This window comes from Streptomyces sp. NPDC044033 (assembly GCF_056434425.1).
Map to the genome: position 1 here is coordinate 108,382 of NZ_JBWKFF010000005.1, position 24,540 is coordinate 132,921.

The window sequence follows — 24,540 nt, forward strand, 5'->3', positions numbered from 1 at the left end:
GGCTTGGCCGCCGAGCCCCGTTCAGCCCGCGCTCTCGCCCGAGTGCGGGCTCAGTGCGTCAGACCCGACCAGCGCGAACAGGAGCAGACCGAGCAGGATTCGGTAGATCACGAACGGCATGAAGCTCCTGGACGAGATGAACTTCATGAACCACGCGATCACCGCGTAGCCGACCGCGAAGGCGATCACCGTGGCGAAGACCGTCGGCCCCCACGCCGTATGCCCGTCGCCCGCGTCCTTGAGCTCGAAGACGCCGGAGGCCAGCACCGCGGGCACCGCCAGCAGGAAGGAGTACCGGGCGGCGGATTCGCGCGTGTAGCCCAGCAGCAGCCCGCCGCTGATCGTCGCGCCCGACCGGGAGACCCCGGGGACCAGCGCCAGCGCCTGGCACGCGCCGTAGATCAGCCCGTCCTTGACGTCGAGGTCCGTCAGCTCCTTGCGCTGGGCCGCGGCCCGGTGCCGCCCGCCGCCCTCGTCGCGCGCGGCCCGCCGATCGGCGAAGCCCAGCACGACGCCCATCACCACCAGAGTGGTGGCGATCAGCCGCAGATCGCGGAACGGGCCCTCGATGGCGTCCTTGAGCAGCAGACCGAGTACGCCGATGGGGACCGAGCCGATGATGACGAGCCAGCCCATTCGCGCGTCGCTGTCGTCCCGGGCGCCCTTTCCGACGACCGACCGGAACCAGGCCGAGACGATCCGCGCGATGTCCTTGCGGAAATAGAGGAGAACGGCGGTCTCGGTGCCGATCTGCGTGATCGCGGTAAAGGCCGCGCCCGGATCTTTCCAGTCGGCGAAAGCGGCGGTGAGCCGCAGATGGGCGCTGGAGGAGATCGGCAGGAACTCGGTCAGCCCCTGGACGAGCCCGAGGACGAAGGATTCGAACCACGACATGAGGCTTGTGCCATCCAATTAATGATCATGGCCAGACCGGCGATGGCGCGGTCGGGCGGACTTCCCGATTCCTGGCCGGCGCGGTACGGCGGTCGCGGGCGATGATCCACCGGGCGAAAGTCAGCCTAGCGTCGTGGGGTGAACGTTTTGGTGAATCTCCGGAGTCGGCGTCGCGGGTGAAGTCTGTGCCGGAGAGGGCACCGAGAAGACATCGGGATTCGCAAGCGCAACCATCACCGTGGTTGGCGGGCGCGGCCCCGTCGCATCCGCGGGCACGAGAGCGCCGTATCGGCGGGCGCGTGGACGGGCGGTGCCCGCGTCCGCGGAAACGGTGCACCGATAGACCTGACAGTTCGTCAGACAGGGTCCGGCTCGGCGGCGGCCCCGGAGGCCGAGAACGCCCCGGCGCGAGCCGCGTGGTACGCCGCTTCGGCGGAGATCCGGGGCAGCTCCGGATCGAGCGGACGGCGGGAGACGAGCATCCGGTAGTAGAACGGTGCCGACATCGCCGCTATGACCTCCTCCGCATCGGTGTCCGGGGGGAGTTCGCCGCGTTCGACCGCGCGGTGGATGACCGCGGAGGCGAGTCGCAGGCGCTCGGAGATGGTGTCGCGCAGGGCGTTCCCGGCGAACGCCTCACGGGAGGCGGCGGAGACGATCCCTTCGAGGAAGGCATGGTTGCGCGCGACCTCGTAGAAGCCGCCGATGGCCTGGGCGAGAAGGCGCATGTCCTGCTGGAGGCTGCCGGTGTCGGGGATCACGACCTTCGCCGCCCCCTCCTGGATCATCGCGTCGCACATGATGCCCTCGACGGTGCGCCAGCGCCGCCGGATCGTCGCCGGATGGATGCCGGAGCGCTGGGCGACGCTCTCCACGGAGAGCGCGGCGTAGCCGCCCTCCGCGATCTGGTCCAGGGTGGCGCTGAGTACGGCCTCGCGCGTACGGGCCGTGCGCCCGCCGGGGCGGACCGAACCTGGGGAGTGTGATCTGTCGTTCATCGCCCTGCATTGCGAGACGCGGTCAGTCCGGATAGTGTCCCACAGAGCTTAACGCGTGTCTGTGCGCATTAACGGCACGGGGGTTTCCTTCGGGCTCCCGTACCCGTTCCCCGTGTCTTCTCCTCATACGGGGGTTGAGGGGAGACACAGGGAACGGGCACGGGAGCCGCGGCCCCGCTCGCCGCCGGGGGCCGGCTCAGAGGTCGAGCCGGAAGGCGACCCGGTCCAGCGAAGGCCCGTCATAGTCCGCGACCGGGGCCGAGGGGACGAAGCCGAGGGCGCTGTGGAAGGCGATGGAGCGGTCGTTCTGCGGCGAGGTGATCGCCTTGACGACGCTGCGGCCGTCCGCCCGCGCCATGTCAAAGAACCGCTCGTACAGGGAACGGCCCAGGCCGCTGCGGCGCCAGGCGGGGGAAACCCCGCTGAAGTGGATGTACGCCTCCCGCGGATTGGCGGGGGAGAGGAAGCCGACGACGAAGCCCGCCAACTCGCCGTCGCGCTCGGCGATCAGGCTGGTGTCGTAGAAGTGGTTCACGAACACCCGGGTCAGGTCACGGGAGGCGGGGCGGCCCCACCACTCGTCGACCACCGCGACGACGGTGTCGAAGTCCCGCGGCACCGCCGCGCGCGTCGTGAAGGGCTCCAGCGTACGGACCTCCGGCGCGCCGAGCTTCCTGCGGAACGCGACCCGGTCCTGGCCCGGTCCGTCGTAGTCGCTGTGCACCGGGAGGCCGTTCGCCTCGCGGTCCCCCTCGTCCAGCACGAAGCCCATGGCCCGGTGGAAGGCGATGGATCCGGTGTTCCCCGGTGACGTGATGGCGCGCACCTCGGTGCGGCCGGCCGCCGCCGCGCGCTCGAAGAAGGCGGTGTAGAGCCGGCGGGCCACTCCCCGCTCGCGCAGCTCCGGGTCCACGCCGACGAAGTGGATGTACGCCTCGTGCGCGCGGTCGGCGGAGTCGAAGCCCACCAGGAACGCGCGGATCCCCGTCTCGTCCTCCAGCACCAGACTGGTGTCCGCGAAATGCTGGAGGAACAGCCGGGGCAGCAGCAGCGAGAGCTCCCGCGCCTGCTCGGGGGTGCGGGAGTCGCCCCACCACCGCTGTACGCACCCCACGAGCGTGGGGTAGTCGGCCGTACGGGCCGGGCGCACGTCGTGCATGTCCTGCCTCCCAGTCGGTGTCGACGACTTTGAAGCCGAACCCTAGTCCGAGCCCGCGGTGGGGCCGCGGGAGCCTCCGGCGCACCGGGCCGATGCCACTGGGGGCGGCGCGGTCCGTACGGCCGGGGGCGCGGCGCGGCTGTACGGACACGGCTCTCGCGCTCGCACGGGCACGGCTGCCCGTGCGTGGAGCGCGGCCCTCCCGTCCGTACGGGCACAGGCTCTCAACCGGGCACCGTGCCCGCGCGGGACGAGCCGTCGATCTTCGCGAGTATCCGGTGGAACTCCCTGCGCTCGGCGTCGTCGAGGACTTCGAAGATCGCGTGGAGCGCCTGTTCCTTGGAGTGGGAGCCGCCGGTGATGAGCGCGCTTCCGCGGTCCGTCAGATCCACGAGCACCGCCCGGCCGTCCGTGCGGTCCGTCACGCGGCTGATCAGACCGTCCAGTTCCAGGGTGTCGAGTGATTCCGTCACGCTGCGGGCGGTGATCCCGAGCGTTTGGGCGAGCGCCGTCACGCGCGTCGGGCCGCGGTCGGCCAGGATCGTCAGGATCCTGCCGCGCGCGGGCGTCAGGCCGTGCCGTGCGAGGCGTGCGTGGGCCTGGCTCTTGGCCCAATCCGCCACGGACAGGAGCAGTTCGGCGAGCTGAGCCGGAGCTGGGGTGTGGGAGGGCTGCATCAAATGGCAGTCAGTGTAGGGGAGGCGCGAACGGCGTCAGCCGACCGAATTCCCGGGGGATCGGTCGGTCTCGCCTTCCTCATCGGGCCCGAGGGGCGCCGCCGGGCTTCTCACGTGCCGAATCGCGATGCCGCGGCGGCCTTCCCCGGGCACCGGGCGCACGGGCCAGGGTCGCACTTTCGGGTGTTCGCCGGCCGACGCCCGCAGCCGCGCCCGCTTCCGCCAGGCGACGACCATCGCGCCGAGCGCGCTCAGCGCGATGAAGCCCATCGAGGCGAGGAAGACGGGTGAGCCCGGCTCCGCCGCGGTGCTGCCCGCGATGACGTACGCGGCCGTATTCGGGATGCTGCCCAGGGCTGTCGCCAGCAGGAACGGGAACCAGCCCATCCGGGAGACCGCCGCGCAGTAGTTCGCGGCGGCGAAAGGCACTCCCGGGAACAGCCGGAGCGCCAGCATCGACCGGAACCCGTGCCGGCTCAGCAGCCGGTCCGCCCCGGTCAGCCACCGCCCGCGCACCAGTGGCCGCAGCGCGCTCTGCCCCAGGAGCCGGCCCAGGCCGAAGGCGATGCCCGAGCCCAGCACCGTGCCCGCCAGCGCCGAGGCGGTCCCGGCCTGCGCACCGAACAGCGCGCCTGCCGCCAGATTGAGGAACGGGCGCGGTACGAACGCCGCGGTGCACAGCCCGTACGCCACACCGAACAGCACCACGGCCGCCCCGCCCGCCAACTGCGGCGGCCAGCCCTCGGCGAGCAGCCGCTGCGGCTGGGCCATCAGCACGGCCGCGGCTCCGCCGCCGAGCAGCGCGAGGAGCAGGGCCAGCCGGGACCACGGGGAGAGCAGCGCGCGGGCGCAGCGCGCGGCCAGGCCGGGGGAGGGCGCGGCGAGTTCGAGCATCGCTGGAGCCTAACCGACGGCACGGCGGGGCGCCCGCGACGTGCACGGGGAGCGGGCGGCACGCCGAAGTGTCCTCCGGGCGCCTTCCCGTGCTCACCTGCCGGCCGCCTCGACGGCACCGGCCGGTCGCCCGCCGCCTTGATGCTCGCGGCGGCCATGGACCGTCAGCCGCTGACGCCGGCGAGGGCGGTGGCGTACTGGTCGTCGGTGACCGGCTCCAGCCAGACGGTTCCGTCACCGTTGCCGTCGCCGACCACGAGGGCGATATGGGCCATGAGCGTGGTGTCGGTCGCGCCGTGCCAGTGCTCTTCGCCGGCCGGGCACCTGATGGTCTCACCGGCGCTCACGCGGACGACCTCGCCGCCGCGGGTGCCGACGAGGCCGACGCCGTCGGTGATGTGCAGGACTTGCCCCAGCGCGTGCGAGTGCCAGTTCGTGCGGGCGGCGGGGGTGAAGCGCACCAGGGCGGCGGCCAGGCGGGCCGGCTCGGCCGGGGTCTCGATCATGTTGAGGTAGACGTCGCCGGTGAAGCGCTCGGCTGGGGCCTTGAGGGTGGGGGACTCGGTGATGTGTTCCACGGCTGTACTCCTTCCGGGGCTGCTGGGGCTGCTGGATCTGCTGGATCTTCCGGGGCGGGGCTCACGTGTGGGGCACGCGTGCCGTACGCCCGTCTCACCCGCGCAGCAGGACCTTGATGGCGCGGCGCTCGTCCATCGCCCGGTACGCCTCGGCGGCCTGGTCGAGCGGCAGGGTGAGGTCGAAGACCTTGCCGGGGTCGATCCGGCGGTTCAGGATCAGGTCGATCAACTCGGGCAGGTACTGGCGCACGGGGGCCGGGCCGCCGTGCAGGTGGACGTGGGAGAAGAACAGCTCCCGGCCCTCCAGCGCGACGCCGTGGGAGACGCCGACGTAGCCGATGTGTCCGCCGGGGCGGGTCGAGCGGATGGCCTGCATCATCGACTCCTGGGTGCCGACCGCCTCGATCACCGAGTGGGCGCCCAGCCCGCCGGTCAGCTCCTTGATCCTGGCCGCGCCCTCGTCGCCGCGCTCGGTGACGATGTCGGTGGCCCCGAACTCGTACGCGAGCCGCTGCCGCGGCTCATGGCGGCTCATCGCGATGATCCGCTCGGCGCCGAGCTGCCGGGCGGCCAGCACCGAGAGCAGGCCGACCGCCCCGTCACCGACGACGGCGACGGTCTTGCCCGGACCGGCCTGGGCGGCCACGGCGCCGAACCAGCCGGTGCCCAGCACGTCGGAGGCGGCCAGGAGGCTGGGGATCAGGTCGTCGTCGGGCATGCCGGGGGTGGCGACCAGGGTGCCGTCGGCGAGGGGGACGCGCAGCCGCTCGGCCTGGGTGCCGAGCGCGCCCATGGCGACGCGGTGGACGCAGGAGGACTGGTAGCCGGAGCGGCAGATCTCGCAGGTGTTGTCCGAGGCGAAGAACGAGCCGACCACGAACTGGCCCGGCCGTACCGAGGTCACCTCGCCGCCGACCTCTTCCACGACGCCCACGTACTCGTGGCCCATCGGGGCCGGGCCCTCGACCGCCTCGACCCCGCGGTACGGCCACAGGTCGGACCCGCACACACAGGTCGCCGACACCCGGATGACCGCGTCGGTCGGGTGGATGATCTTCGGGTTCTCACGCTGCTCCACCCGGACGTCGCCGGGCGCGTGCATCACGACACCGCGCATAGGGGTTACTCCATTACGTGCTGTGCCGGCCGCTGCCGCGGCCGGGCCCCGCGCCCGTCCTCGGACGGACACGGGGGGCCAATGTGCCGGGTGGTGCGCACGGATAGTGGCACAGCGGTCCGTCCGCACACCAGGCCGGGTCATCGGGCGCTTCCCCGGCGACGCCGTCGCGTCCCGGACCGGGGGAGTGCCACGTCGTCCAGGTAACCCGCTCTCCGGACGGGCAGCGAGTCACCGGTGAGGGGTGTACCAGCGGTACACCCCTCACGCGGGGCACGGGACGTACGGTCGAGGGGTGGACAACCGTCAAGAGGTCCGCGAGTTCCTCACCTCGCGGCGAGCCAAGATCACCCCGGAACGGGCCGGGCTGCCCGCGGGGCCCAGGCGCCGTGTGCCGGGGCTGCGCAGGAGTGAGGTCGCCGCACTGGCGGACGTCAGCGTCGAGTACTACGCGAAGCTGGAGCGCGGCAGTCTCGCCGGCGTCTCACCGGGCGTACTCGAAGCTGTCGCCCGCGCCCTCCAGCTCGATGACGCCGAACGGGCCCACTTGCTCCGTCTGGCCCAGGCCGCCGACGGTTCCGACACCCTCGCGCGCTCCCGCCGCCGCCCCACTCCGCAGTGGACGCCGCACCGCAGCCTGCAATGGACCCTGGACGCGATCACCGCCGGGCCCGCCTTCGTCCGCAACGGCCGCATGGACTTCCTGGCGGCCAACCCACTCGCCCGCGCCTTCTACTCCGACCTCGGCACCGGCCCCCAGAAGCAGCCGAACCTCGCCCGCTTCAACTTCCTCGACCCCGCGTCCCGGCGCTTCTACCCCGACTGGGACCGCGTCGCCGACACCTGCGTCGCCATCCTGCGCACCGAGGCCGGCCGCGATCCGTACGACAAGGACCTCCACGACCTGATCGGCGAACTCTCCACCCGCAGCGAGGAGTTCCGCATCCGCTGGGGCGCCCACAACGTCCGCAACCACGGCACCGGCACCAAGCGCTTCCACCACCCGGCCGTCGGCGACCTCACCCTCGCCTACGAGGGCCTGGAAATGACCGCCGAACCCGGCCTCGTCCTCACCATTTACGCGGCCGAACCCGGTTCGCCGTCCGAAGAGGGCCTTCGCCTGCTCGCTTCTTGGGCCGCGACCCAGGAGACCGCGCCGTTTCTGTCCGGACCGTCGCGAGGCTGAACGGCGAACGGCGAACGGGGAACGGCGAGCGGCGAGCGGCGAGCGGCGAATGGCGAACGGGGAGCGCGGGACCGGCCGGGCCGAGTGCGCCATGACCGTGGGGCAGCGGGGCTCTCTATGCTCAACCGGTGAAGACTCCGGCCGGCCCGCCGTCCTTGCTGCTCGTAGCCGCGGTGCTGTCCGCTGCCGTCAGCGGCTGCTCGTCCGCCGATGGCAGAGCCATCCCGGCGCCTGCGCCCTCGGGGGACCAGGCAGGTCTCTGCCGGGCGCTGCACAAGAGGCTGCCCCCGACGGTGAACGGGATGAAGCGGCGCACCACGGACCCGGTCTCGGACTTCACCGCCGCCTGGGGTGATCCCTCGATCGTGCTGCGCTGCGGTGTGAACCGTCCGCTGGTTGTGACGCCCGGCTACAAGCACTACAACCCGAATGCGGACACGGTGGAAATCAAGGGCGTCGAATGGCTGCCCGAACAACAGCCCGACGGAAGTATTCGTTGTACGACTTCCAAGCGAGAGGCGTGGGTAGAGGTGACACTGCCCAAGAAGACCGTCCTTGACGGAGATTTCGGCCTGTTCACCGGCCTGTCCGAAGCGGTCGAGAAAACGATTCCGTTCGGGATCATCTGACAGCCGCCGGCGCTGCCGTCCTCACGGCGGGGTGCGCGGACTCATGGCGAAAGGGCCGGGACTGGTGGGATCGGAATGGTCCTGAGCCATGCCTGAGACGTTTGCATCGCTGCTAATCTCCGACTGCGCCTACTGTCCGGGATTCACCACCGACCACCACCACCAACAACGAGGACGGCGACCAGTAGGGATGCCGGGGGAAGCTGTGGTGTTGCTGCACGATGACCGTTGAACTGCGCGTACATGTGAGTGACGGCGGACAACTGGAAGACCTGCGCGAGTGGATGGGCGGGCACCCGGGGGTCGAGGTGCGGCCCGTGGCGCGGGCGCCGGAACCCAACAGCCAGGGCACGGTGTGGGACTTCTTGTCGGTGGTGTGCGCGACCGGCGGCCCGGTTGTGGCCGCGGTGCGGGCGCTGCAGCTGTGGATCGAGGCGCAGGTAACGGCGATTGAGGTCGAAGCCGGTGACCGGCGCATCAAAGTGACGAGCCGAAACGCCGGAACCGTGCTGCCGCAGGTCCTCGCCGCGGCTCAGGCCCTGCAAGCGGCGTCGGAGCCGCCGGAGGTCCCGGATGAACCCGCGTGACGACATCGACTTCGGTCGGTCGCGGGCGATCCTGCTGGGGAACTCGGAGTACACAGCCGGTTTTGAGGGGCGCAGACCCATGCCGGCAGCCCTCAAGAGCCTCGCGGAAATGCGAGGGGTGCTGACCGGGCCATGCGAATGGCCCAAGGAGCGCATCAGCGAACTCCCGAACGAACGGGACAGCGGCAAGCTGCTGCGAACCATCACCACGCTGATCCGCGACGTCGATGACGTGCTGCTCTTCTACTACGTCGGCCATGGCCTGCCGCTCCCCGAGAACGGCCGGTACGACTTGGGACTGGCCCTGACCGACACGGGCGACGACCCCTCACAGCGCTTCCTGACCTCGCTCCGGCTCCGCGACCTCCGCGAGCAGATGGAGCGCAACAGCAGAGCGCGCGTCAAGATACTCATCCTGGACTGCTGCTGTTCGGGCATCGCCACCAAGTACGCCGAACCCGCCGCCAACATCACGGCCCATGCCGAGAGCGCCACCCCGCTGCGCGGCGCGGGCACCTACATCTGGACCGCCTGCGGACACTCGCAGGAGACGTTCTTCGAGGCGACGGACAGTGGGCTGACCTACTTCACCAAATTCCTGGTCGAAGCCGTCCGCGAAGCGCACGACGGGCAGTCGCCCGGAGCGACCGTCGCCAATCTCCACGACGAGGTCAGACGTCGGCTGCGCGAGGCGAGCATTCCGAACGCGGCCATCCAGCCATTACCGGACCTGCATTACAGCGGCCGGCCCGACCAATTCCTCTTCGTACGCGGTCGGGCCGCCGCGCCCCGTGCTTCCGAATTCAGCTTTGAGCCGCTGAAGGACGGCGACCCCAGCAAGGCGGGTCCTTACGAGTTCCGGGCGCGCCTCGGTGCCGGCGGCATCGGCAGGGTCTTTCTGGCCATCACGTCCGAAGGCCGGCCGATCGCCGTCAAGCTCCTGAAACCGGAACTGGGCCGGGACCCGGAGTTCGCCCGGCGTTTCGCCCGGGAGATCGACGTGGCCCGGAGCATTCGCAGCGGTCACGTCGCGCACCTGCTCGACGCCGACCCGGAGGCGGCCGAACCGTGGCTCGCCAGCGCCTACGTCTGCGGACCGTCCCTGCTCGAACTCGTCGCGGAGACAGGCCCGCTGCCGAGCCGGGACGTCCTCTTGATCACCGTCGGGATCGCCCAGGCGCTGGAGGTCATCCACGCGGCCGGCGCCGTGCACCGCGACCTGAAGCCCGCCAACGTCATGCTGGACGAAGCGGGCCCGCAGGTCATCGACTTCGGGATCGCCAAGTCCGTGACGGCCACCCTGATGACCCGTACGAACATGCAACTGGGCACGCCGGCCTATAAATCCCCCGAGCAGGCGACGGGAACGCAGCCGGTCACCTCCGCGTCGGACGTCTTCACGCTGGGCGCCACGATCTACTACCTCGCCACCGGGAAGGACGCGTTCACGGCCGAGGACCCGCTCGGCCTCATCAACCTCATCGCACATGAGACACCCGATCTGAGCGCCTTGGACGAGGACGTCCGCGGCCTGGTCCAGGCATGCATGGCCAAGGCTCCTGACGCCCGGCCGACCCCCGCGCACGTGATCGAACTCTGCTCGGCCGTGATCGGGCCCGTCACGCCCGGGGCCCCTCCGTACATCGCCGAAGCCGGCCCCGCGATCCGGGCACGGGCCAGAGCCCTGCGCGCCCTCACCGCACTTGGACGGGAACCGGCCGCCGACGGTGAGGAGAAGCCCTCCTCCGCACCATCGGCCGGGCCCTCACCGGACGCGAAGACCGAGCCGAAGACCGAGCCGAAGGGCAAGGCGAAGGCCGAGCCGCAGGCCGAAGCGGAAACCGAGGCGAGGAGCGAGGCGAAGACCGAAGCGAAGGCCGGGGCGCCCGCGCCCCGGCCACCCGCCAAGCCGGCCGTACGCGGCGTGGTCACCGTGTTCGCTCTGCTGTGCGCCCTGGCCCTGATATGGCTGCCGGGCCACCTGCCCGGTGACGACTCCGATAGCGCCAAGAGTTCCGGAAAACCCGGAAGCAGCTCGCACAGCTATGAGCCGTCGACGCCGGATACGGACCCGAGCACCGATCCGCCCACGTCCACGGAGAGCACACTGGCGGACTCTACGACCGACCCGGCCGACACGCCGAGCCCGACCCCCAGCGCGACCAGCGCGATCCAGGCGGCGGAGGTCGGCGACTGCTTGGCCAACGACGGGACGTATCAGAAGCCGGACCTTCGGGCGACCGACTGCAAAAACCGCGCCTTCAAAGTCGTACGGGTACTTGAGGGCACCTCGGACACCAGCGGGTGCGGCGGCACACCGGACACCGACTACAGCGTGAGCAACTCCCGGTACCACCGCGCTCTCTGCCTCAGCTACCAGTACGGCACCGGATACCACGCACGGGCCGGCGAGTGCGTATTCGGCCCCAACGCCGCCGGCAGTAACTGGGGCAAGACCGCCTGCCGGACGGGCAACTTCACCGTGAAAGCGCGCCTGACCGGTACGGACGACACGTCACGCTGTCGCGCGTACGCCGATGTCGACGAGGGCCTCAAGGTCTCGACGCGATGGAGCCAGCTCGATGTCGCGTTCTGCCTCTCGATGAACTACCCGGACGCGGCCGGGCGGGCCCGGGCCGGTTCCTGCCTGTACATGACCGGCTCCGCGCAGCAGCCGCATTTCCAGGCCGCCTCGTGCGGCGGTGCCAACGTGGTGGTCACCGGCCGCACCGCCGTATACCGCGACGCGTCCTCCTGCGGTTCCTACGGCTGGGCCACCTGGAGATCGAGCGAATTCCCGGACCGTTCCTACACCATCTGTTACCGGAGGACCTGACCGCGGCCTGGTGGGGTCAGGCTCGGCGAACACGGCCGCCGACAGTGCGGCCAAGGCATGCCCCAGGTCCCGTGCCCGCATCACGTCACCGCGACGCCATGCGGCGGCCAGCTCCACGAACCGCTCCGGGGCCAGGTGCGCCGACATCAGGACGCCGCCTGCCGCTCCGAGGGTCAGCAGCGGCGAGACGAAAGCGTCGTCCCCGCGAGCCGCCGCCGCGCAGAGCTCATCTCATGTCGCCGAGCCGCTTCCCGGAGCGCGGCTGATACGGCCCTCTGCCCCCAACACCCCGGAGCGGAAAACCATTCGACGCGCCAGGGGCCGTACGCGACCATTGACTCATGATCCGGTTCGCCTTCTCCGCGCTCACGTCCGCTGTCGCGGACGCGCTGAAGGCTGCCGTCGATTTCCTCATGTCGACCCCCGTCACGGCGGTCGCCACAGCTCACCGCACCCGACGCTGACCCTTCCCGGATAGTCCGGCGGACCCCGTAGGGGGAGGGTCGGTCGGCCATCGGGGTCCTCGTGTCCTTCCGCAGCTTTTGTCGGAACCGAGGGAATCAGCTATGTCCAAGCAGGCATACGTACGCACCAAGCCGCATCTCAACATCGGCACCATGGGCCACGTCGACCACGGCAAGACCACGCTCACCGCCGCCATCACGAAAGTGCTCAGCGCGCGCGGTACCGGTGTCTTCGTGCCCTTCGACCGTATCGACCGGACGCCTGAAGAGGCCGCCCGCGGCATCACCATCAACATCGCGCACGTCGAGTACGAGACCGACACCCGGCACTACGCCCACGTCGACATGCCCGGCCATGCCGACTTCGTCAAGAACATGATCACCGGGGCGGCGCAGCTCGACGGGGCGATTCTCGTCGTCTCCGCGCTGGACGGGGTCATGCCGCAGACCACCGAACACGTGCTGCTCGCCCGCCGGGTCGGGGTGGGGCACATCGTCGTCGCGCTCAACAAGGCCGACGCGGGCGACGGCGACCTCATCGACCTCGTCGAGCTGGAGGTGCGCGAACTGCTGACCGCGCACGGCTACGACGGCGACCACGTCCCGGTCGTCCGGGTCTCGGGGCTGCGCGCCCTCGAAGGCGATCCGCGCTGGGCGGGGTCCATCGAGGCGCTGCTCGACGCCGTCGACACCTATGTGCCCACCCCCATGCGGTACACGGACGCGCCGTTCCTGCTGTCCGTGGAGAACGCCCTGACCATCACCGGCCGCGGCACCGTGGTGACCGGGGCCGTCGAGCGCGGCAGAGTGCGCGTCGGCGACCGGGTCGAGCTGCTCGGCCCGGCCGGCGGGCCGCGGGTCACGCACGTCACCGGAGTGGAGACGTTCGGCAAGCCGATGGAATCCGCCGAGGCGGGGGACAGCGTGGCGATGCTGCTGCGCGGCGTGCAGCGGGCGGACGTCCGCCGCGGCGACGTGGTCGCCGCCCCGGGCAGCATCGCCCCGCTGCGGCACTTCACCGCGCGCGTGTACGTACTGACGGCGGCGGAGGGCGGGCGGCGCACCCCCCTCGCCACGGGCTACCGGCCGCAGTTCTACCTGCGCACCGCCGACGTCGTGGGCGAGGTCGATCTCGGCGTCCGGGGCGTGGCCCGGCCCGGTGAGACCGTCACCATGACGGTCGCGCTCGGCCGGGACGTACCGCTCGAAGTCGGCCTCGGATTCGCCGTCCGGGAGGGCGGCCATACGGTCGGCGCGGGTACGGTAACCGCCGTCGCCCCGTAACCTGACCAGCGGCGCGGGGACTCGCGACACAGGGGTGCGTAACCGTTCCCCTGTGGCTCGGGGACACGTTGCAGTGGCGAGCCCCGCTGCCGGGGGCCGTGCGCGGGCGCGCACGGCCCCCTACGCGTAGTGCGGTGTCACTGCCGCGCGCCGGATGCGACACTGCGCGCCTACAGCCGTGCGGCACCCAGGGGGACAGGGGCGGGCCGACGGGCGGAGCTGAGAGGCGGTCGCGATGGCGGACACGGCACTGGTACTCGGCGGGGGCGGGATCACCGGCATCGGCTGGGAGAGCGGCATGCTCGCGGGGCTCGCGGCCGCGGGCGTGGATCTGACCACCGCCCACACGGTCATCGGCACCTCGGCCGGTTCCATAGTCGGCGCGCAGCTGTCCTGCGGCCTGCTCGACCTCGACACGCTGTACGAGCGTCAACTCGCCGACCCCAAAGACGAGATAGCCGTTCACATCAGCACCACCCTGACCTCCCGTTTCGTCTGGAGCGCCCTGCGCTCCCGAGACTCGCGGACGTTCGGCGCGCGCATGGGCCGGATGGCGCTCGCCGCCCGCACCGTCCCGGAGAGCGACCGCCGCACGGTCGTCGAGCGGCGGCTCCTCTCCCACGACTGGCCCGCCAAGCGCCTCGTCGTCACGGCCGTCGACGCCACCACGGGGGAGTTCACGGCCTTCGACGCGGCGAGCGGTGTCGGGATCGTCGACGCCGTCGCGGCCAGCTGCGCCGTGCCGGGCGTCTGGCCGCCGGTGACCATCGGCGAGAAGCGCTACATCGACGGCGGCGTGCGGTCCGCCACCAACGCCGACCTCGCCGACGGCTGCGGCCGGATCGTCGTCCTCGCCCCGGTCTCGGCGGGCGGCGGCCCGATCCCCACCGTCCGCGCCCAGACCGCGGCCCTCACCGCCGCCGGCGCCCGCGTCACCGTCCTCATGCCGGACCGCGCCTCCCGCGCGTCCTTCGGGCGCAACCCTCTCGACCCGGCCCGCCGCGCCGCCGCCGCCCGCGCGGGCCGCGCCCAGGCGGCGGCGCACGCCGAGACGGTCGCCGGCGTGTGGGCGGGGTGAGCGCCGGCCGCCGTCCCGCGAGGCCGCCCTCCGCACCCCGGCCCGACCCGGCCCGGCACAATGGGGGAGTGGACGAGCCGATACCCGTGACCCGCGAAGTGGACCATGGCACCGCCAAGCTGATGCCGGACGTGGACCGGCCGCGCGCCTGGCTGCTCACGGTGGACGGCGCACCCCAGTCGTACGTCGACCTGGACGACCCCGGCCACCTCGAATTCGAGTACGCCCGCAGGCTCGCCCACGTCCTGGACGCGGCCGGCGAACCGGGCCGCCCGCTCGACGTACTGCACCTCGGCGGCGGCGCGCTCACCCTGCCCCGCTACCTCGCCGCCGCGCGCCCCGGCTCCCGGCAGCTGGTGATCGAGGCGGACCGCGGGCTGCTCGACCTGGTCACCGAGCACCTGCCGCTGCCGCACGGTACGGACATCGAGGTACGGGCGGCGGACGCGCGTACCGCCCTGGAGGAGGCACCGGACGCCTCGGCGGACGCGATCATCGCCGATGTCTACGGCGGTTCCCGGGTGCCGGCGCACCTCACCTCCGTCGAGTACGCGCGTTCGGCGGCCCGAGTGCTGCGCCCGGGCGGCTGCTACCTGGCCAACCTCGCCGACAGCGCCCCGTTCGGCTTCCTCCGCTCCCAACTGGCCACTCTCGCCACGGCCTTCGAGGAGCTGTGTCTGATCGCGGAGCCCTCGGTGCTGCGCGGGCGCCGGTTCGGCAACGCCGTCGTCGTCGCCTCGCACGCCCCGATCCCGGTGGCGACGCTGGCCCGGCGGACCGCGGCCGACGCCTTTCCGGCGCGCGTGGAGTACGGGGACGCGCTGGCGCGGTTCATCGCGGGGGCGAAGGCCGTGCACGACACCGACGCGGTGCCGTCGCCGAGGCCGCCGGACGGGTCGTTCAGCATCGGCTGAGGCCCGGCCGGTCGCCCGGCCCGCTCGGGGGATCAGACTCAGCGCAGGAACTCGCCCGCGCGCTCCTCGGCCCGCTGTCCCGATGCCCGGTCTGCCTCCTCCGCCGCCACCGGCAGGCTCGCCGGCCGCCGCACGAGGCCGCGCACCTGCGGCACCGCGAGCACCGCCGCCGTCAGCAGCGCGATCAGCGCCGAGCACCCCCACAGCGCCGCCGACCGGCCGACGAGGTCCGCGACGGGACCGGCCAGGGCGGTGGCCAGCGGCAGCATCGCCACCGAGCCGAACCAGTCGTACGCCGAGACGCGCGAGAGCTTGTCCTCCGGGATCTCCTGGTGCAGCGCCGTCATCCAGGAGACGCCGAACACCTCCAGCGCGACGCCCACCGCGAACATGATCACGATCAGCGCCGGTACGGACAGCGGGACCGCGAGCGCGGCGGACGGCAGGGCGAGCGGGAAGACGCACAGAGTGCCGGCCAGCAGCAGCCGGCGCGGCCGCCACCGAGTCATCAGGAGGCCGCCGCCGATCGTGCCGACGCCGAACGCGGCCAGCGCCAGGCCCCAGGGCCGGGCCCCGCCCAGCTCGTCCTGGGCGACCAGCGGCCCGTACACCGATTCGCCCGCCCCCACCACGGCGTTGACCACCGCGAACTGCACGACGATGGTCCACAGCCACGGCCGCCCGGCGAACTCCCGCCACCCCTCGCGCAGATCGGCCAGCATGCCGCCGCCCGGCGCGCGGTCCGGGATGTGGCTGACGTCGAGGAAGGCGCGCAGGCAGCCCGCGACCGCGAAGGCGGCGGCGTCCACGGCGAGGACCCAGCCCGCCCCGAATGCGGCGACGAGCGCGCCGCCGAGAGCCGCGCCGCCGATCTGGGCGCCGTTGGTGCCCATCCGGAAGAACGCGAACGCCCTGGACGCCTGCTCGCCGGTGACCGTCGACATCAGCATGCCCTCGGCCGCCGGGGCGAAGAACGCCTGGCCCGTGCCGCCGAGCGCGGCGAGCAGCGCCATCTGCCACAGATGCGGCTCGCCCGCGAGTACGAGCACGGCGAAGGCCGCCTGGGAGAGGCAGTTCAGGGTGTTGGCCGCGACCATCACCCGGTGCCGCGGCAGCCGGTCGGCTACCGCCCCGCCGATCAGCAGGAAAAGGACGAGCGGGACCGTACGGGCCGCGGCGACCAGTCCCGCGTCCGTGCCGTCGCCACCCGCCTGCAGTACCGCGAAGGCCGCCGCGATCAGGGCGCCGGAGTTTCCGAGGCCCGAGACCACGGCGGCGGCGGTCAGCAGGGAGTAGTTGCGGCCCGCCCAGCCGGGGCTGCGGTCGGTGGCGGCGGGATCGGTCACCGGGTGGACTATCCCTGGGCGCGTGCCCGGATGCCAACTCGGATACGGTCCGGATCCGAGCCCGTACGGTCAAGGCGTGAGTCGGTACGGGCAGGACACGGGCTCGTACGGTCGGGAGACCGGTCCGTGCGGTCAGGACACGGGTCCGCCGCCGTCAGGAGACCGGTCCGTGCGGTCAGGACACCGGCAGCGGCCGCAGCGTGCTCATGATCTTCTTGATGGTGGCGTCCGGCAGCTCGTCCTTCACGCCGACGTCGGTGTAGAGCACCCAGGTCGCGAGGTCACCCGCGGTGTCCTTGTAGGACACGGTGAACGCCTTGCCGTCCGTGGAGCACTTGTCGGTCTTCTTCACGCCGGTCGCCTTGGCCGACGACCAGAATCCGGTCAGCCCGTGGTCGCTCTTGAAGGGCTGCGACTTGGTGCCCGACAGGTGGCCCGTCTTCTTGGTGTCGTAGGCGTAGTAGACCCAGTTGAGCGCCTCGACCTCCGCTGCCTGGGCCGGGCTCTTCGCGCTCTGCGCGCCCTTCGTGCCCGCTCCGCCCTGGCGGGTGTTCTTGGCGCAGGCGTCCGGCTTGTAGAAGGCGGGCGCGGTCATCCCCACGCCCCCCTGGCCCTTGTCGTCCTGGAACCCCGTGGTCAGCCCCGGAGAGGCCACGTGCCAGTCCGGCGGGACGTCGAACGCGTCGTGGCGCAGCGGATTGGCGACCGGCTTCCAGCCCGCGATCACCGGCTTGACGTCGGCGCTGCCGCCGCGCGGATTGTCGGCCGGGTCCTCCGCGCTCTCGCGCTGCGAGGCGGAGGCGGAAGGGGAGGGGGCGGCGGTCGGCGAGGAGTCCTGCCCGTTCTTCGCCCCGTCCTTCTTCTCGCCGCCGTCCCGGAGCACGAAGACCCCGGTGACCACGGCGGCGGCGACCACGGCGACGGCCGTGACGATCGCGACGGTGGTGCGCTTGCGCTTGCCGTCCGGCGGCCGCGGGCCGCCGGGGGGCACCGGCGCGGCCCACTGCTGATAGCCCGGCTGCGGGCCGCCGGGCTGCTGGTACGGATTCGGCTGCTGGTAGCCCGGCTGCTGATAAGGGTTGGGCTGCTGGTACCCCGGCTGCTGGTACGGGTTCTGATTCGGGTCCTGCTGGTTCTGCTCGCCCCCGGGCGGCTGCTGTCCTGGCCACATGGCCGATAACGATAGATGGCGGGTGGGGCCGCTGCTACGGCCGTCCCCTTCCGGGTTTTACTACCGGCTGGTAACTTCGCGGTATGTCTGAAACCCCGCCCTCGATCGGCGACATGCTCGCGGCCACCGTGCCCATGGCCCGCACCCTCAACCTCGAATTCGCCGAGACCACCCCCGAGCGCGCCGTGGTCCGCCTGCCCGACCAGGCGGAATTCCACAATCACGTCGCGGGCCCGCACGCGGGCGCCATGTTCACCCTCGGCGAGTCCGCGAGCGGCGCGATCGTCCTCGCGGCCTTCGGCGACCAGCTCTCGCGCGCCGTGCCGCTGGCCGTACGGGCCGAGATCGGCTACCGCAAGCTCGCCATGGGGCCGGTCACCGCGACGGCTGAGATAGGCCGCCCCGTCGCCGACGTGGTCGCCGAGCTCGACGCCGGACAGCGCCCCGAATTCCCGGTGAATGTCGCGATCACCCGGGAGGACGGGGCCGTCACCGGCGAGATGACCATCGTGTGGACCCTGCGTCCCAACGCGTAACCACTCCCGTCCCACGCTCAACCAAAGGCCGGCGGAGTGAGTCCCCTACTCCAGTAGGCTTCCCGGCGTACGCTCCGCGGCGCGCGCCGGGCATCACGTGGGACATTCTGGGAGGAACGGGCGTTGCATATCGACGGGCTGCTAGAGACGGTACCGGCGGTCGCCGTGTACCTGCTGGTCGGCGGAGTCATCGGACTGGAGAGCCTGGGCATTCCGCTGCCCGGCGAGATCGTGCTCGTCAGCGCCACGCTGATGGCGGCCACCCAGGACCACATCAACCCGTACGTGCTCGGCGCGTGCGCGGTCGCGGGCGCCATCATCGGCGACTCCATCGGGTATCTGATCGGCCGCAAGGGCGGCAAGCCGCTGCTGGAGTGGCTCGGTCGCAAATTCCCCAAGCACTTCGGGCCCAAGCATGTGGCCACCGCCGAGCGGCAGTTCCACAAGTGGGGCATGTGGGCCGTCTTCATCGGCCGGTTCATCGCGCTGCTGCGGATCTTCGCCGGTCCGCTCGCGGGCGTGCTCAAGATGCCGTACTGGAAGTTCCTGATCGCCAACGTGCTCGGCGGCATCGTCTGGGCGGGCGGCACGGTCGCGGTCATCTACTCCGTGGGCAAGGTCGCCGAGAAGTGGCTCAGCAACTTCGCCTGGGTGGGTCTGGTCCTCGCCCTGCTCTTCGGTCTCGGCTCGATGCTGGTGGTGAAGAAGCGGGCGAAGAAGGCCGAAGAGGCCGAAGAGGCCGAGGAGGCCGAGGAGGCGGCGGCCGGTGCCAAGACCGCGCCGGAGGCCGCGGTCGTCGACTGATCCGTTCCCCCTGGCGCAAGCGGGGGAGGGCACCGGACGACGGCGTGGAAGCGAGGAGCGGGCGATGGCGGAGCGGGCACTGATCACAGGAGTGGGCGGCGCGGAGCCGAGGGTCGATCCGCAGGCGTTCACGGCGCCGACGTCCGTCGTGGCCGGCGACGTCACGATGGCCGCGGGCGCCAGCCTCTGGTACCACGCCGTCCTGCGCGCCGACTGCGGCCCCATCGTCCTCGGCGCCGACAGCAACATCCAGGACAACTGCACCGTGCATGTGGACCCGGGCTTCCCGGTCACGGTCGGCGAGCGCGTCTCGGTGGGCCACAACGCGGTGCTGCACGGCTGCACCGTCGAGGACGAGGTGCTGGTCGGCATGGGGGCCACGGTCCTCAACGGAGCGCACATCGGGGCGGGTTCGCTGATCGCGGCGCAGTCCCTGGTCCCGCAGGGGATGCGGGTGCCGCCCGGCTCGCTCGTCGCCGGAGTGCCCGCCAAGGTCAAGCGGGAGCTGACCGCGGAGGAGCGCGAACACATCAGGCTCAACGCGACGATGTACCTGGAACTCGCCAAGGCGCACCGCGCGGCGCTCGACGACTGAACCGCCCGGCGGGCGGGCCCCCGCCCCCGCTCGTACCGGCGCCTCCCGCCCGTTCCCCCGGCGGAACCGCAGCCGTCCTCCACGAACCTGCTGGTAGCGCGTTTGCGCAGGTCATCCTGGGTGGCGTAACTCTGGCGTAATGCCGCTCGGCTAACGTCATCGACCTGGCACGCACCACTGGCGGCAGGCGCGATGGAGGACGCATGAGCGGAAGGACACCGGACGAAGCCGATGAGGGCGGCCCCTCCCGATGGGGGTCGTCGCAGCCCCGGGCGCGACGGGCCCGGCAGGTGGCGGACGTCCTGCGCCAGCAGATCACCGGCGGCGCCTTCGACAACGGAGTCCTGCCCGACGAACGCGCCCTGGGCACGCAGTTCCACGCCTCGCGCAACGCGATCCGCGAGGCGCTGGGGATCCTGCGCGACGAGGGGCTGATCGCCCGTCGCCAAGGCGTCGGCACCACCGTCCTGATGCCCAAGTACGGGCACGGGCTGGACCGGCTGGCCGGGCTGGCCGAGACCCTGACGGGGTACGGCCCGCTCGCCAACGAGGTGCGCGCCGCCCACCCGGTGACGCGTCCGCCGGCGGCCGTCGCGGAGCGGCTCGGCCTCGCCCCCGGCGCGGGGGCGGTGTACATCGAGCGCGTACGGCGCATGGGCGGGCTCCCGCTGTCCCTGGACGCGACCTATCTCGCCGCCGACATCGGACTGCCGCTGCTGGACCTGGATCTCGCCGGCCGCGACCTCTTCGCGCTGATCGAGGAGACGACGGGCCGCCCGCTGGGCCGCGCGGAGGTGGCGGTGCACGCCGTCACGGCCGGTCCGGACGTCGCCGCGCTGCTGGACGTCCCCGTGGGAGCGGCGGTGTTCGCCATCGACCGGCTCACACACCTGGCCGACGGCCGCCCCGTCGACGCGGAGTCCCTGCACATCCGCGCCGACCGGCTCACCCTGCACGCCACCTTGCACCGGGGCGCCTCGACCCCCGGCTGACGACGGGGCCGGCTCGGCGGGCCCGCCCCATACCTGTGCGCGGCGCCCCGCGTACGTACCTCCCCCTCACGAACGCCGTGCGCCCCGCACGCGCGTCCCGTCCGTATGCCCTGCTCACCCGGAGGCTGTGCTGTGACCGATGTGGCTGATCTGAACACCTGGACCCTCGTCCTGCTGGCCCTCTTCGGGCTCGCCGGCGGAATCGGCATCACCGCGCTCGGGCCCGGCGGCGTACTGCCCACCATCGGGCTGTTCGCCCTGACCGGGCTGGCCCCGGCCGAGGTGGCGGGCACCGCCATCGTCACCCATATCGCCACCGGCGCTCTGGCCACCGCCGCCTATACGCGCTCCGGGCAGCTGCGCGAGCCCGCTACCCGCCGCACCGCGCTGATCCTGGCCGGCACCGCCGTCATCGGCACGCCCCTTGGCGTGCTGATCAACACCATGGTCTCCAAAGGGGCGTTCGGGATGGTGCTCGGGGCGTTCGCCGCCCTGGTCGCCGTGCTCGTCTGGTACCGCGAACGCCACGGCGACCCCGCCGGAGGCACGGAGCACCCGGCGGCGCCGTGGATCGCCGTGCTGGGGTTCGCGGTGGCCACGGCGAGCGGGGTCGTCGGCATCGGCGGACCGATGCTGACCGTCCCGCTGCTGGTCGCCGCCGGCGTCCCCATGCTGGAATCGCTGGCGGCGGCCCAGGTCCAGTCGGTGGTCATCGCGAGTATCGGCACGCTGGGGTACGTGGCCCATGGCGCCGTCGACTGGCCGCTGGCCGCCCTGGTCGGCGTCCCGGAGATCGCGGGCGTCCTCATCGGCTGGAAGATCGCGCGGGCACTGCCCACCCGAACCCTGAAGTACGCCCTCGTCGCGGCGCTGCTGGCGGTCGCCCCCTACCTGGCGCTCCACGGCTGAGCTCGTCCTTCGCGGTCCGGGGCCGAAATCGGCCCCGGACCACAAAGGGCAAGCACGGGCGGCACAGGGGCGGGTGGGGTGAAGATCACAGCTCACGGGCCTGATCCCCCGAGACGCGGCCGATTACCGTGAGCAGGTGCCGAACGACCGGAACACGTTCTCATTCAACGCGGCGGCCTCGCTCGGAGCCTGGCGGCGGCGGACCGTGTCGCGCGCCGTGCACCACGGCTGGCGCTGGGTCCAGCAGGCCGGATCCGTCACCGCCGAGCGCCCCGGCCCGTACCGCTTCGGCGCCATCGGCCACGGCACGCGGCTCGCGTTCCCCCTCGGCACGGTCTTCGGCGAGCGCTGGATCGAACTCGGCGACCACTGCGTCATCGGCGAACAGGTCACCCTCACCGCCGGAATGATGCCCGGCCTCGACCTCGGCCCCGACCCCGTACTGCGGCTCGGCGACGGGGTGGTGCTCGGCCGGGGCAGCCATGTGGTGGCCTCGCGGCCGGTGACGTTCGGGAACGACGTGTTCTGCGGCCCGTACACCTACGTCACCAGCGACAACCACTCCTACGACGACCCGGCGCAGCCCGTGGGGAAGCAGTGGCCGCGCTCCGCTCCCGTGGAGATCGGGTCCGGCAGCTGGCTCGGCGCGGGCGCGGTGATCCTGCCGGGCGCCCGGCTCGGCCGCAACGTGGTGGTCGCGGCGGGGGCGGTGGTGCGCGGCGAGGTGCCCGACCACGCGGTGGTCGCCGGGGCCCCGGCGCGGGTCGTACGGCGCTGGGACCCGGAGGCGGGCTGGCAGCCGCCGCTGCGCACGCCGCCACCGGTGCCGATCCCGGAAGGGGTCACCCCCGAACAGCTCCTGGCGCTGGCGGAGTCGGGGCCGGAGCCGGACGGCTCCGGGGCGTCGGCCCTCTCCGGGGACCGCTGAACCGGGACCGCCGGCCCCGCTCGGCGGCCCGAGTCATCCGGAGGCCAGCAGCACCGTCCCCACCAGCGCGAGGCCCGCGCCCGCCGCCTGTACGACGCGCAGCCGCTCGTTGAGGAGGCCGCGCGCGGCGAGCGCCGTCACCACCGGGTAGAGCGAGGCGAGCACCGCCGCGACCGTCACCGGACCGCTGTGCGCGGCCAGGTTGTACGTACCGTTGGCCGCCACATCGGCGAGGCCGACGAACGCCAGCGCGGGGAGCGCCGCGCGCACCGCGCGCGCTCCGCCCTCCGGCAGCGCCGGGGCGCCCCGCCGCACGGACGCGTACAGCGCGGTGCCGCCGACCGCCACATTGCACACGCGCTGCACGAACAGGGCGAGGAAGAGCCCGGTCAGCGTGTGGGACGCCGCCGCGATCAGCGCCATCACCGAACCGAAGCCGAACGCCGCGACCAGCGTGAGCACCAGCGTCTGCCGCGCCACGGGCGCACCGCCCAGCCGCGGCCCGCTGGCGAGCACGACGCCCGCCACGGCGACCGCGATGCCGGAGAACTGGAGCAGCCCCGGCCGCTCGCCGAGCACCAGCCCGACGCCGAGCGGTACCGCGACGCCGCCCAGCGCCCCGATCGGCGAGACGACGCCCATCGGGCCGAGGGCCAGCGCCCGGTAGAAGCAGAGCATCGCGGCCGGCCCCACCACCCCGGCCGCGGCCGCGAACCACAACCGCGGCCCGGCCTCGGTCCAGCCGCCGGTGGCGACGACGATCGCGCCGAGCACCACCACGGCCAGGGACTGGGAGACGACGACTACGGTGAGGGCGGGCATACGGCGGGTGAGCAGGCCGCCGCCGAAGTCGGCGAGCCCCCAGAGGAAGCTGGTGGCCAGGGCGAAGAGCACGGTCATGCGGGACCTCGAAGTACAGTGTGGTGGACGGCGTGGTCCAGCAGACCGTAGTGCAATGAAGTGAACTATGACATTGAATATATTGGACGGGCTATGACGGATCTCGATCAGCTCACCCAGTCGCTCGCCCGCAATCTCAAGCGCTGGCGCGGTGAACGCGGCTTCACCCTCGACGCTCTCGCGGCCCGGGCGGGAGTCAGCCGAGGCATGATCATCCAGATCGAGCAGGCCCGTACCAACCCCAGCGTCGGCACGGCCGTGAAGCTCGCCGACGCCCTCGCCGTCAGCATCACCAGGCTCCTCGACCACGACCAGGACGCGCGGGTGCGCGTCGTACCGGCGGCGCGGGCCGTCCGGATGTGGACCACCGCGGCCGGCAGCCACAGCACGCTGCTCGTGGGCACCGAGGCGCACGGGCCGCTGGAGATGTGGGGATGGCGGATCGAGCCGGGCGACGGCAGCGACTCCGACCCGCACCCGGCCGGCGCCACCGAGCTGATCCACGTGGCGTCCGGCGAACTCACCCTCGTCGTCGACGGGGCGGCGCACACCGTACCGGCCGGCGCCTCCGCCTCCTTCGAGGCGAACGTCCCGCACACCTACCGCAACGACGGCGACGAGCCCGTCGAGATGATGATGACGGTGTCCGTGCCGCCCGCGCACTGAGACGGCCCGGACCGGTCGGAGCGGACCGCGCGGAGGCTGTTAGCTTGACGCCCATGAGTACGCCGATGGACGCATTCGACGAGGTCCGCCCCGCGGCGGAGTGCCTCGACCTGCTGACCGAGCCGGTCGCCGACGCCGTGCGCGGATGGCGCGGCACCGTCCCCGCCGAGCAGCTGCTGTACGTGGACACCGACCCCGAGAAGGCCGACACCGCGGTCTTCGTGGAGAGCTACGGTCCGTGGCTGCTGGAGCAGTCCGCGAACTGCGTCGTCATCGCCGCCAAGCGGGGGGGGGGGGGGAGCCCCCCCCCCCCCCCCCCCCCCCGCCCCCGCCCCAATCAAAGACGGTACACACCACCCCCCCCACCCCCCCCCCGCCCCTTTCCCCCCCCCCCCACA

25 protein-coding genes and 2 pseudogenes are annotated in these 24,540 nt (G+C 72.2%); 16 read left to right on the forward strand and 11 right to left on the reverse strand.

Annotated elements, in window-relative coordinates; translation table 11 throughout:
• Window positions 1–21 precede the first annotated feature (21 nt).
• The 7 genes from AC07AB_RS11680 to AC07AB_RS11710 all read right to left on the reverse strand — a co-directional run bounded on the left by AC07AB_RS11680 (window position 22) and on the right by AC07AB_RS11710 (window position 6,317).
• Window positions 22–894, reverse strand: coding sequence for an undecaprenyl-diphosphate phosphatase (locus AC07AB_RS11680; RefSeq protein WP_478563881.1), 873 nt, complete (start codon window positions 892–894; stop codon window positions 22–24).
• 356 nt (window positions 895–1,250) lie between these two features.
• Entirely contained in the window at window positions 1,251–1,892 is a 642-nt protein-coding gene (locus tag AC07AB_RS11685; protein WP_478563884.1) for a TetR-like C-terminal domain-containing protein, read from the reverse strand.
• Between the two features lie 196 nt (window positions 1,893–2,088).
• Window positions 2,089–3,051, reverse strand: coding sequence for an N-acetyltransferase family protein (locus AC07AB_RS11690; RefSeq protein WP_478563887.1), 963 nt, complete (start codon window positions 3,049–3,051; stop codon window positions 2,089–2,091).
• Between the two features lie 224 nt (window positions 3,052–3,275).
• On the reverse strand, window positions 3,276–3,728 hold the full coding sequence (locus AC07AB_RS11695; RefSeq protein WP_478563889.1) for a MarR family winged helix-turn-helix transcriptional regulator: 453 nt from the start codon (window positions 3,726–3,728) through the stop codon (window positions 3,276–3,278).
• 36 nt (window positions 3,729–3,764) lie between these two features.
• Complete coding sequence (locus AC07AB_RS11700) at window positions 3,765–4,622, reverse strand: TVP38/TMEM64 family protein (protein ID WP_478563892.1); 858 nt, start codon at window positions 4,620–4,622, stop codon at window positions 3,765–3,767.
• Window positions 4,623–4,786: 164 nt separating this feature from the next.
• Entirely contained in the window at window positions 4,787–5,200 is a 414-nt protein-coding gene (locus tag AC07AB_RS11705; protein WP_478563895.1) for a (R)-mandelonitrile lyase, read from the reverse strand.
• A gap of 94 nt (window positions 5,201–5,294) precedes the next feature.
• Window positions 5,295–6,317 (reverse strand): zinc-dependent alcohol dehydrogenase family protein, encoded by a 1,023-nt coding sequence (locus tag AC07AB_RS11710; RefSeq protein WP_478563898.1) that lies wholly within the window; start codon window positions 6,315–6,317, stop codon window positions 5,295–5,297.
• Between the two features lie 295 nt (window positions 6,318–6,612).
• On the opposite strand from AC07AB_RS11710, the gene AC07AB_RS11715 reads away from it, so the two are divergent.
• The 4 genes from AC07AB_RS11715 (at window position 6,613) to AC07AB_RS11730 (ending at window position 11,555) form a co-directional block, all read left to right on the forward strand.
• Window positions 6,613–7,503 (forward strand): helix-turn-helix transcriptional regulator, encoded by an 891-nt coding sequence (locus tag AC07AB_RS11715; protein WP_478563900.1) that lies wholly within the window; start codon window positions 6,613–6,615, stop codon window positions 7,501–7,503.
• A gap of 128 nt (window positions 7,504–7,631) precedes the next feature.
• Entirely contained in the window at window positions 7,632–8,132 is a 501-nt protein-coding gene (locus AC07AB_RS11720) for a DUF3515 domain-containing protein (protein ID WP_478563903.1), read from the forward strand.
• Window positions 8,133–8,353: 221 nt separating this feature from the next.
• A complete protein-coding gene (locus tag AC07AB_RS11725; RefSeq protein ID WP_478563905.1) occupies window positions 8,354–8,719 on the forward strand; it encodes an effector-associated constant component EACC1 in 366 nt (121 codons plus the stop codon).
• Window positions 8,706–11,555, forward strand: coding sequence for a caspase, EACC1-associated type (locus tag AC07AB_RS11730; protein WP_478563908.1), 2,850 nt, complete (start codon window positions 8,706–8,708; stop codon window positions 11,553–11,555). The genes AC07AB_RS11725 and AC07AB_RS11730 overlap by 14 nt, the downstream gene beginning before the upstream one ends.
• Window positions 11,556–11,576: 21 nt before the next feature.
• Here the strand turns inward: AC07AB_RS11730 and AC07AB_RS11735 are convergent.
• Window positions 11,577–11,747, reverse strand: a pseudogene (locus AC07AB_RS11735) (4-hydroxy-tetrahydrodipicolinate synthase); the annotation flags it as partial.
• Between the two features lie 149 nt (window positions 11,748–11,896).
• On the opposite strand from AC07AB_RS11735, the gene AC07AB_RS11740 reads away from it, so the two are divergent.
• From AC07AB_RS11740 to AC07AB_RS11755, 4 genes are all read left to right on the forward strand, one after another.
• Entirely contained in the window at window positions 11,897–12,019 is a 123-nt protein-coding gene (locus tag AC07AB_RS11740) for a hypothetical protein (RefSeq protein ID WP_478563911.1), read from the forward strand.
• 102 nt (window positions 12,020–12,121) lie between these two features.
• Entirely contained in the window at window positions 12,122–13,303 is a 1,182-nt protein-coding gene (gene tuf, locus AC07AB_RS11745; protein WP_478563914.1) for an elongation factor Tu, read from the forward strand.
• 235 nt (window positions 13,304–13,538) lie between these two features.
• Entirely contained in the window at window positions 13,539–14,381 is an 843-nt protein-coding gene (locus tag AC07AB_RS11750) for a patatin-like phospholipase family protein (protein ID WP_478563917.1), read from the forward strand.
• Between the two features lie 68 nt (window positions 14,382–14,449).
• Entirely contained in the window at window positions 14,450–15,295 is an 846-nt protein-coding gene (locus AC07AB_RS11755; protein WP_478563920.1) for a spermidine synthase, read from the forward strand.
• A 38-nt stretch (window positions 15,296–15,333) separates the two neighbouring features.
• Here AC07AB_RS11755 and AC07AB_RS11760 read toward each other — a convergent pair whose 3' ends face one another.
• Both AC07AB_RS11760 and AC07AB_RS11765 read right to left on the reverse strand, forming a co-directional pair.
• Window positions 15,334–16,641 (reverse strand): MFS transporter, encoded by a 1,308-nt coding sequence (locus tag AC07AB_RS11760; protein ID WP_478563923.1) that lies wholly within the window; start codon window positions 16,639–16,641, stop codon window positions 15,334–15,336.
• 175 nt (window positions 16,642–16,816) lie between these two features.
• Entirely contained in the window at window positions 16,817–17,812 is a 996-nt protein-coding gene (locus AC07AB_RS11765; RefSeq protein WP_478563926.1) for a DUF8017 domain-containing protein, read from the reverse strand.
• A gap of 83 nt (window positions 17,813–17,895) precedes the next feature.
• Between AC07AB_RS11765 and AC07AB_RS11770 the strand changes: the two genes are divergently transcribed.
• The 6 genes from AC07AB_RS11770 to AC07AB_RS11795 all read left to right on the forward strand — a co-directional run bounded on the left by AC07AB_RS11770 (window position 17,896) and on the right by AC07AB_RS11795 (window position 22,576).
• Window positions 17,896–18,348 carry a DUF4442 domain-containing protein gene (locus AC07AB_RS11770; protein WP_478563929.1) on the forward strand — a complete coding sequence of 151 codons (453 nt, stop codon included), beginning with the start codon at window positions 17,896–17,898 and terminating at the stop codon, window positions 18,346–18,348.
• A gap of 123 nt (window positions 18,349–18,471) precedes the next feature.
• Window positions 18,472–19,152: a DedA family protein gene (locus tag AC07AB_RS11775; RefSeq protein WP_478563932.1), complete on the forward strand. Its 681-nt coding sequence runs from the start codon at window positions 18,472–18,474 to the stop codon at window positions 19,150–19,152.
• Between the two features lie 64 nt (window positions 19,153–19,216).
• Entirely contained in the window at window positions 19,217–19,747 is a 531-nt protein-coding gene (locus AC07AB_RS11780) for a gamma carbonic anhydrase family protein (protein ID WP_478563935.1), read from the forward strand.
• A gap of 203 nt (window positions 19,748–19,950) precedes the next feature.
• Window positions 19,951–20,739, forward strand: coding sequence for a GntR family transcriptional regulator (locus AC07AB_RS11785; protein WP_478563938.1), 789 nt, complete (start codon window positions 19,951–19,953; stop codon window positions 20,737–20,739).
• 132 nt (window positions 20,740–20,871) lie between these two features.
• Window positions 20,872–21,648, forward strand: a complete 777-nt coding sequence (locus tag AC07AB_RS11790) for a sulfite exporter TauE/SafE family protein (RefSeq protein ID WP_478563941.1) — start codon at window positions 20,872–20,874, stop codon at window positions 21,646–21,648.
• A gap of 136 nt (window positions 21,649–21,784) precedes the next feature.
• The gene (locus tag AC07AB_RS11795) at window positions 21,785–22,576 is read left to right on the forward strand and encodes an acyltransferase (protein ID WP_478563944.1); all 792 of its coding nucleotides are present in this window, start codon (window positions 21,785–21,787) and stop codon (window positions 22,574–22,576) included.
• A 33-nt stretch (window positions 22,577–22,609) separates the two neighbouring features.
• Here AC07AB_RS11795 and AC07AB_RS11800 read toward each other — a convergent pair whose 3' ends face one another.
• Window positions 22,610–23,476, reverse strand: coding sequence for an EamA family transporter (locus tag AC07AB_RS11800; RefSeq protein ID WP_478563947.1), 867 nt, complete (start codon window positions 23,474–23,476; stop codon window positions 22,610–22,612).
• A gap of 93 nt (window positions 23,477–23,569) precedes the next feature.
• On the opposite strand from AC07AB_RS11800, the gene AC07AB_RS11805 reads away from it, so the two are divergent.
• Both AC07AB_RS11805 and AC07AB_RS11810 read left to right on the forward strand, forming a co-directional pair.
• Window positions 23,570–24,142 carry a helix-turn-helix domain-containing protein gene (locus AC07AB_RS11805; protein WP_478563950.1) on the forward strand — a complete coding sequence of 191 codons (573 nt, stop codon included), beginning with the start codon at window positions 23,570–23,572 and terminating at the stop codon, window positions 24,140–24,142.
• A gap of 53 nt (window positions 24,143–24,195) precedes the next feature.
• Window positions 24,196–24,435: pseudogene (locus tag AC07AB_RS11810) on the forward strand (YbaK/EbsC family protein); the annotation flags it as partial.
• Between the last annotated feature and the right edge of the window lie 105 nt (window positions 24,436–24,540).

What these genes read in the sequence shown, in the direction of transcription:
- AC07AB_RS11680 (WP_478563881.1), bottom strand. Translation starts at nt 894, where the DNA reads ATGTCGTGGTTCGAATCCTTCGTCCTCGGGCTCGTCCAGGGGCTGACC.
- AC07AB_RS11685 (WP_478563884.1), bottom strand. Translation starts at nt 1,892, where the DNA reads ATGAACGACAGATCACACTCCCCAGGTTCGGTCCGCCCCGGCGGGCGC.
- AC07AB_RS11690 (WP_478563887.1), bottom strand. Translation starts at nt 3,051, where the DNA reads ATGCACGACGTGCGCCCGGCCCGTACGGCCGACTACCCCACGCTCGTG.
- AC07AB_RS11695 (WP_478563889.1), bottom strand. Translation starts at nt 3,728, where the DNA reads ATGCAGCCCTCCCACACCCCAGCTCCGGCTCAGCTCGCCGAACTGCTC.
- AC07AB_RS11700 (WP_478563892.1), bottom strand. Translation starts at nt 4,622, where the DNA reads ATGCTCGAACTCGCCGCGCCCTCCCCCGGCCTGGCCGCGCGCTGCGCC.
- AC07AB_RS11710 (WP_478563898.1), bottom strand. Translation starts at nt 6,317, where the DNA reads ATGCGCGGTGTCGTGATGCACGCGCCCGGCGACGTCCGGGTGGAGCAG.
- AC07AB_RS11725 (WP_478563905.1), top strand. Translation starts at nt 8,354, where the DNA reads ATGACCGTTGAACTGCGCGTACATGTGAGTGACGGCGGACAACTGGAA.
- AC07AB_RS11730 (WP_478563908.1), top strand. Translation starts at nt 8,706, where the DNA reads ATGAACCCGCGTGACGACATCGACTTCGGTCGGTCGCGGGCGATCCTG.
- AC07AB_RS11740 (WP_478563911.1), top strand. Translation starts at nt 11,897, where the DNA reads ATGATCCGGTTCGCCTTCTCCGCGCTCACGTCCGCTGTCGCGGACGCG.
- tuf (WP_478563914.1), top strand. Translation starts at nt 12,122, where the DNA reads ATGTCCAAGCAGGCATACGTACGCACCAAGCCGCATCTCAACATCGGC.
- AC07AB_RS11750 (WP_478563917.1), top strand. Translation starts at nt 13,539, where the DNA reads ATGGCGGACACGGCACTGGTACTCGGCGGGGGCGGGATCACCGGCATC.
- AC07AB_RS11765 (WP_478563926.1), bottom strand. Translation starts at nt 17,812, where the DNA reads ATGTGGCCAGGACAGCAGCCGCCCGGGGGCGAGCAGAACCAGCAGGAC.
- AC07AB_RS11770 (WP_478563929.1), top strand. Translation starts at nt 17,896, where the DNA reads ATGTCTGAAACCCCGCCCTCGATCGGCGACATGCTCGCGGCCACCGTG.
- AC07AB_RS11780 (WP_478563935.1), top strand. Translation starts at nt 19,217, where the DNA reads ATGGCGGAGCGGGCACTGATCACAGGAGTGGGCGGCGCGGAGCCGAGG.
- AC07AB_RS11785 (WP_478563938.1), top strand. Translation starts at nt 19,951, where the DNA reads ATGAGCGGAAGGACACCGGACGAAGCCGATGAGGGCGGCCCCTCCCGA.
- AC07AB_RS11800 (WP_478563947.1), bottom strand. Translation starts at nt 23,476, where the DNA reads ATGACCGTGCTCTTCGCCCTGGCCACCAGCTTCCTCTGGGGGCTCGCC.
- AC07AB_RS11805 (WP_478563950.1), top strand. Translation starts at nt 23,570, where the DNA reads ATGACGGATCTCGATCAGCTCACCCAGTCGCTCGCCCGCAATCTCAAG.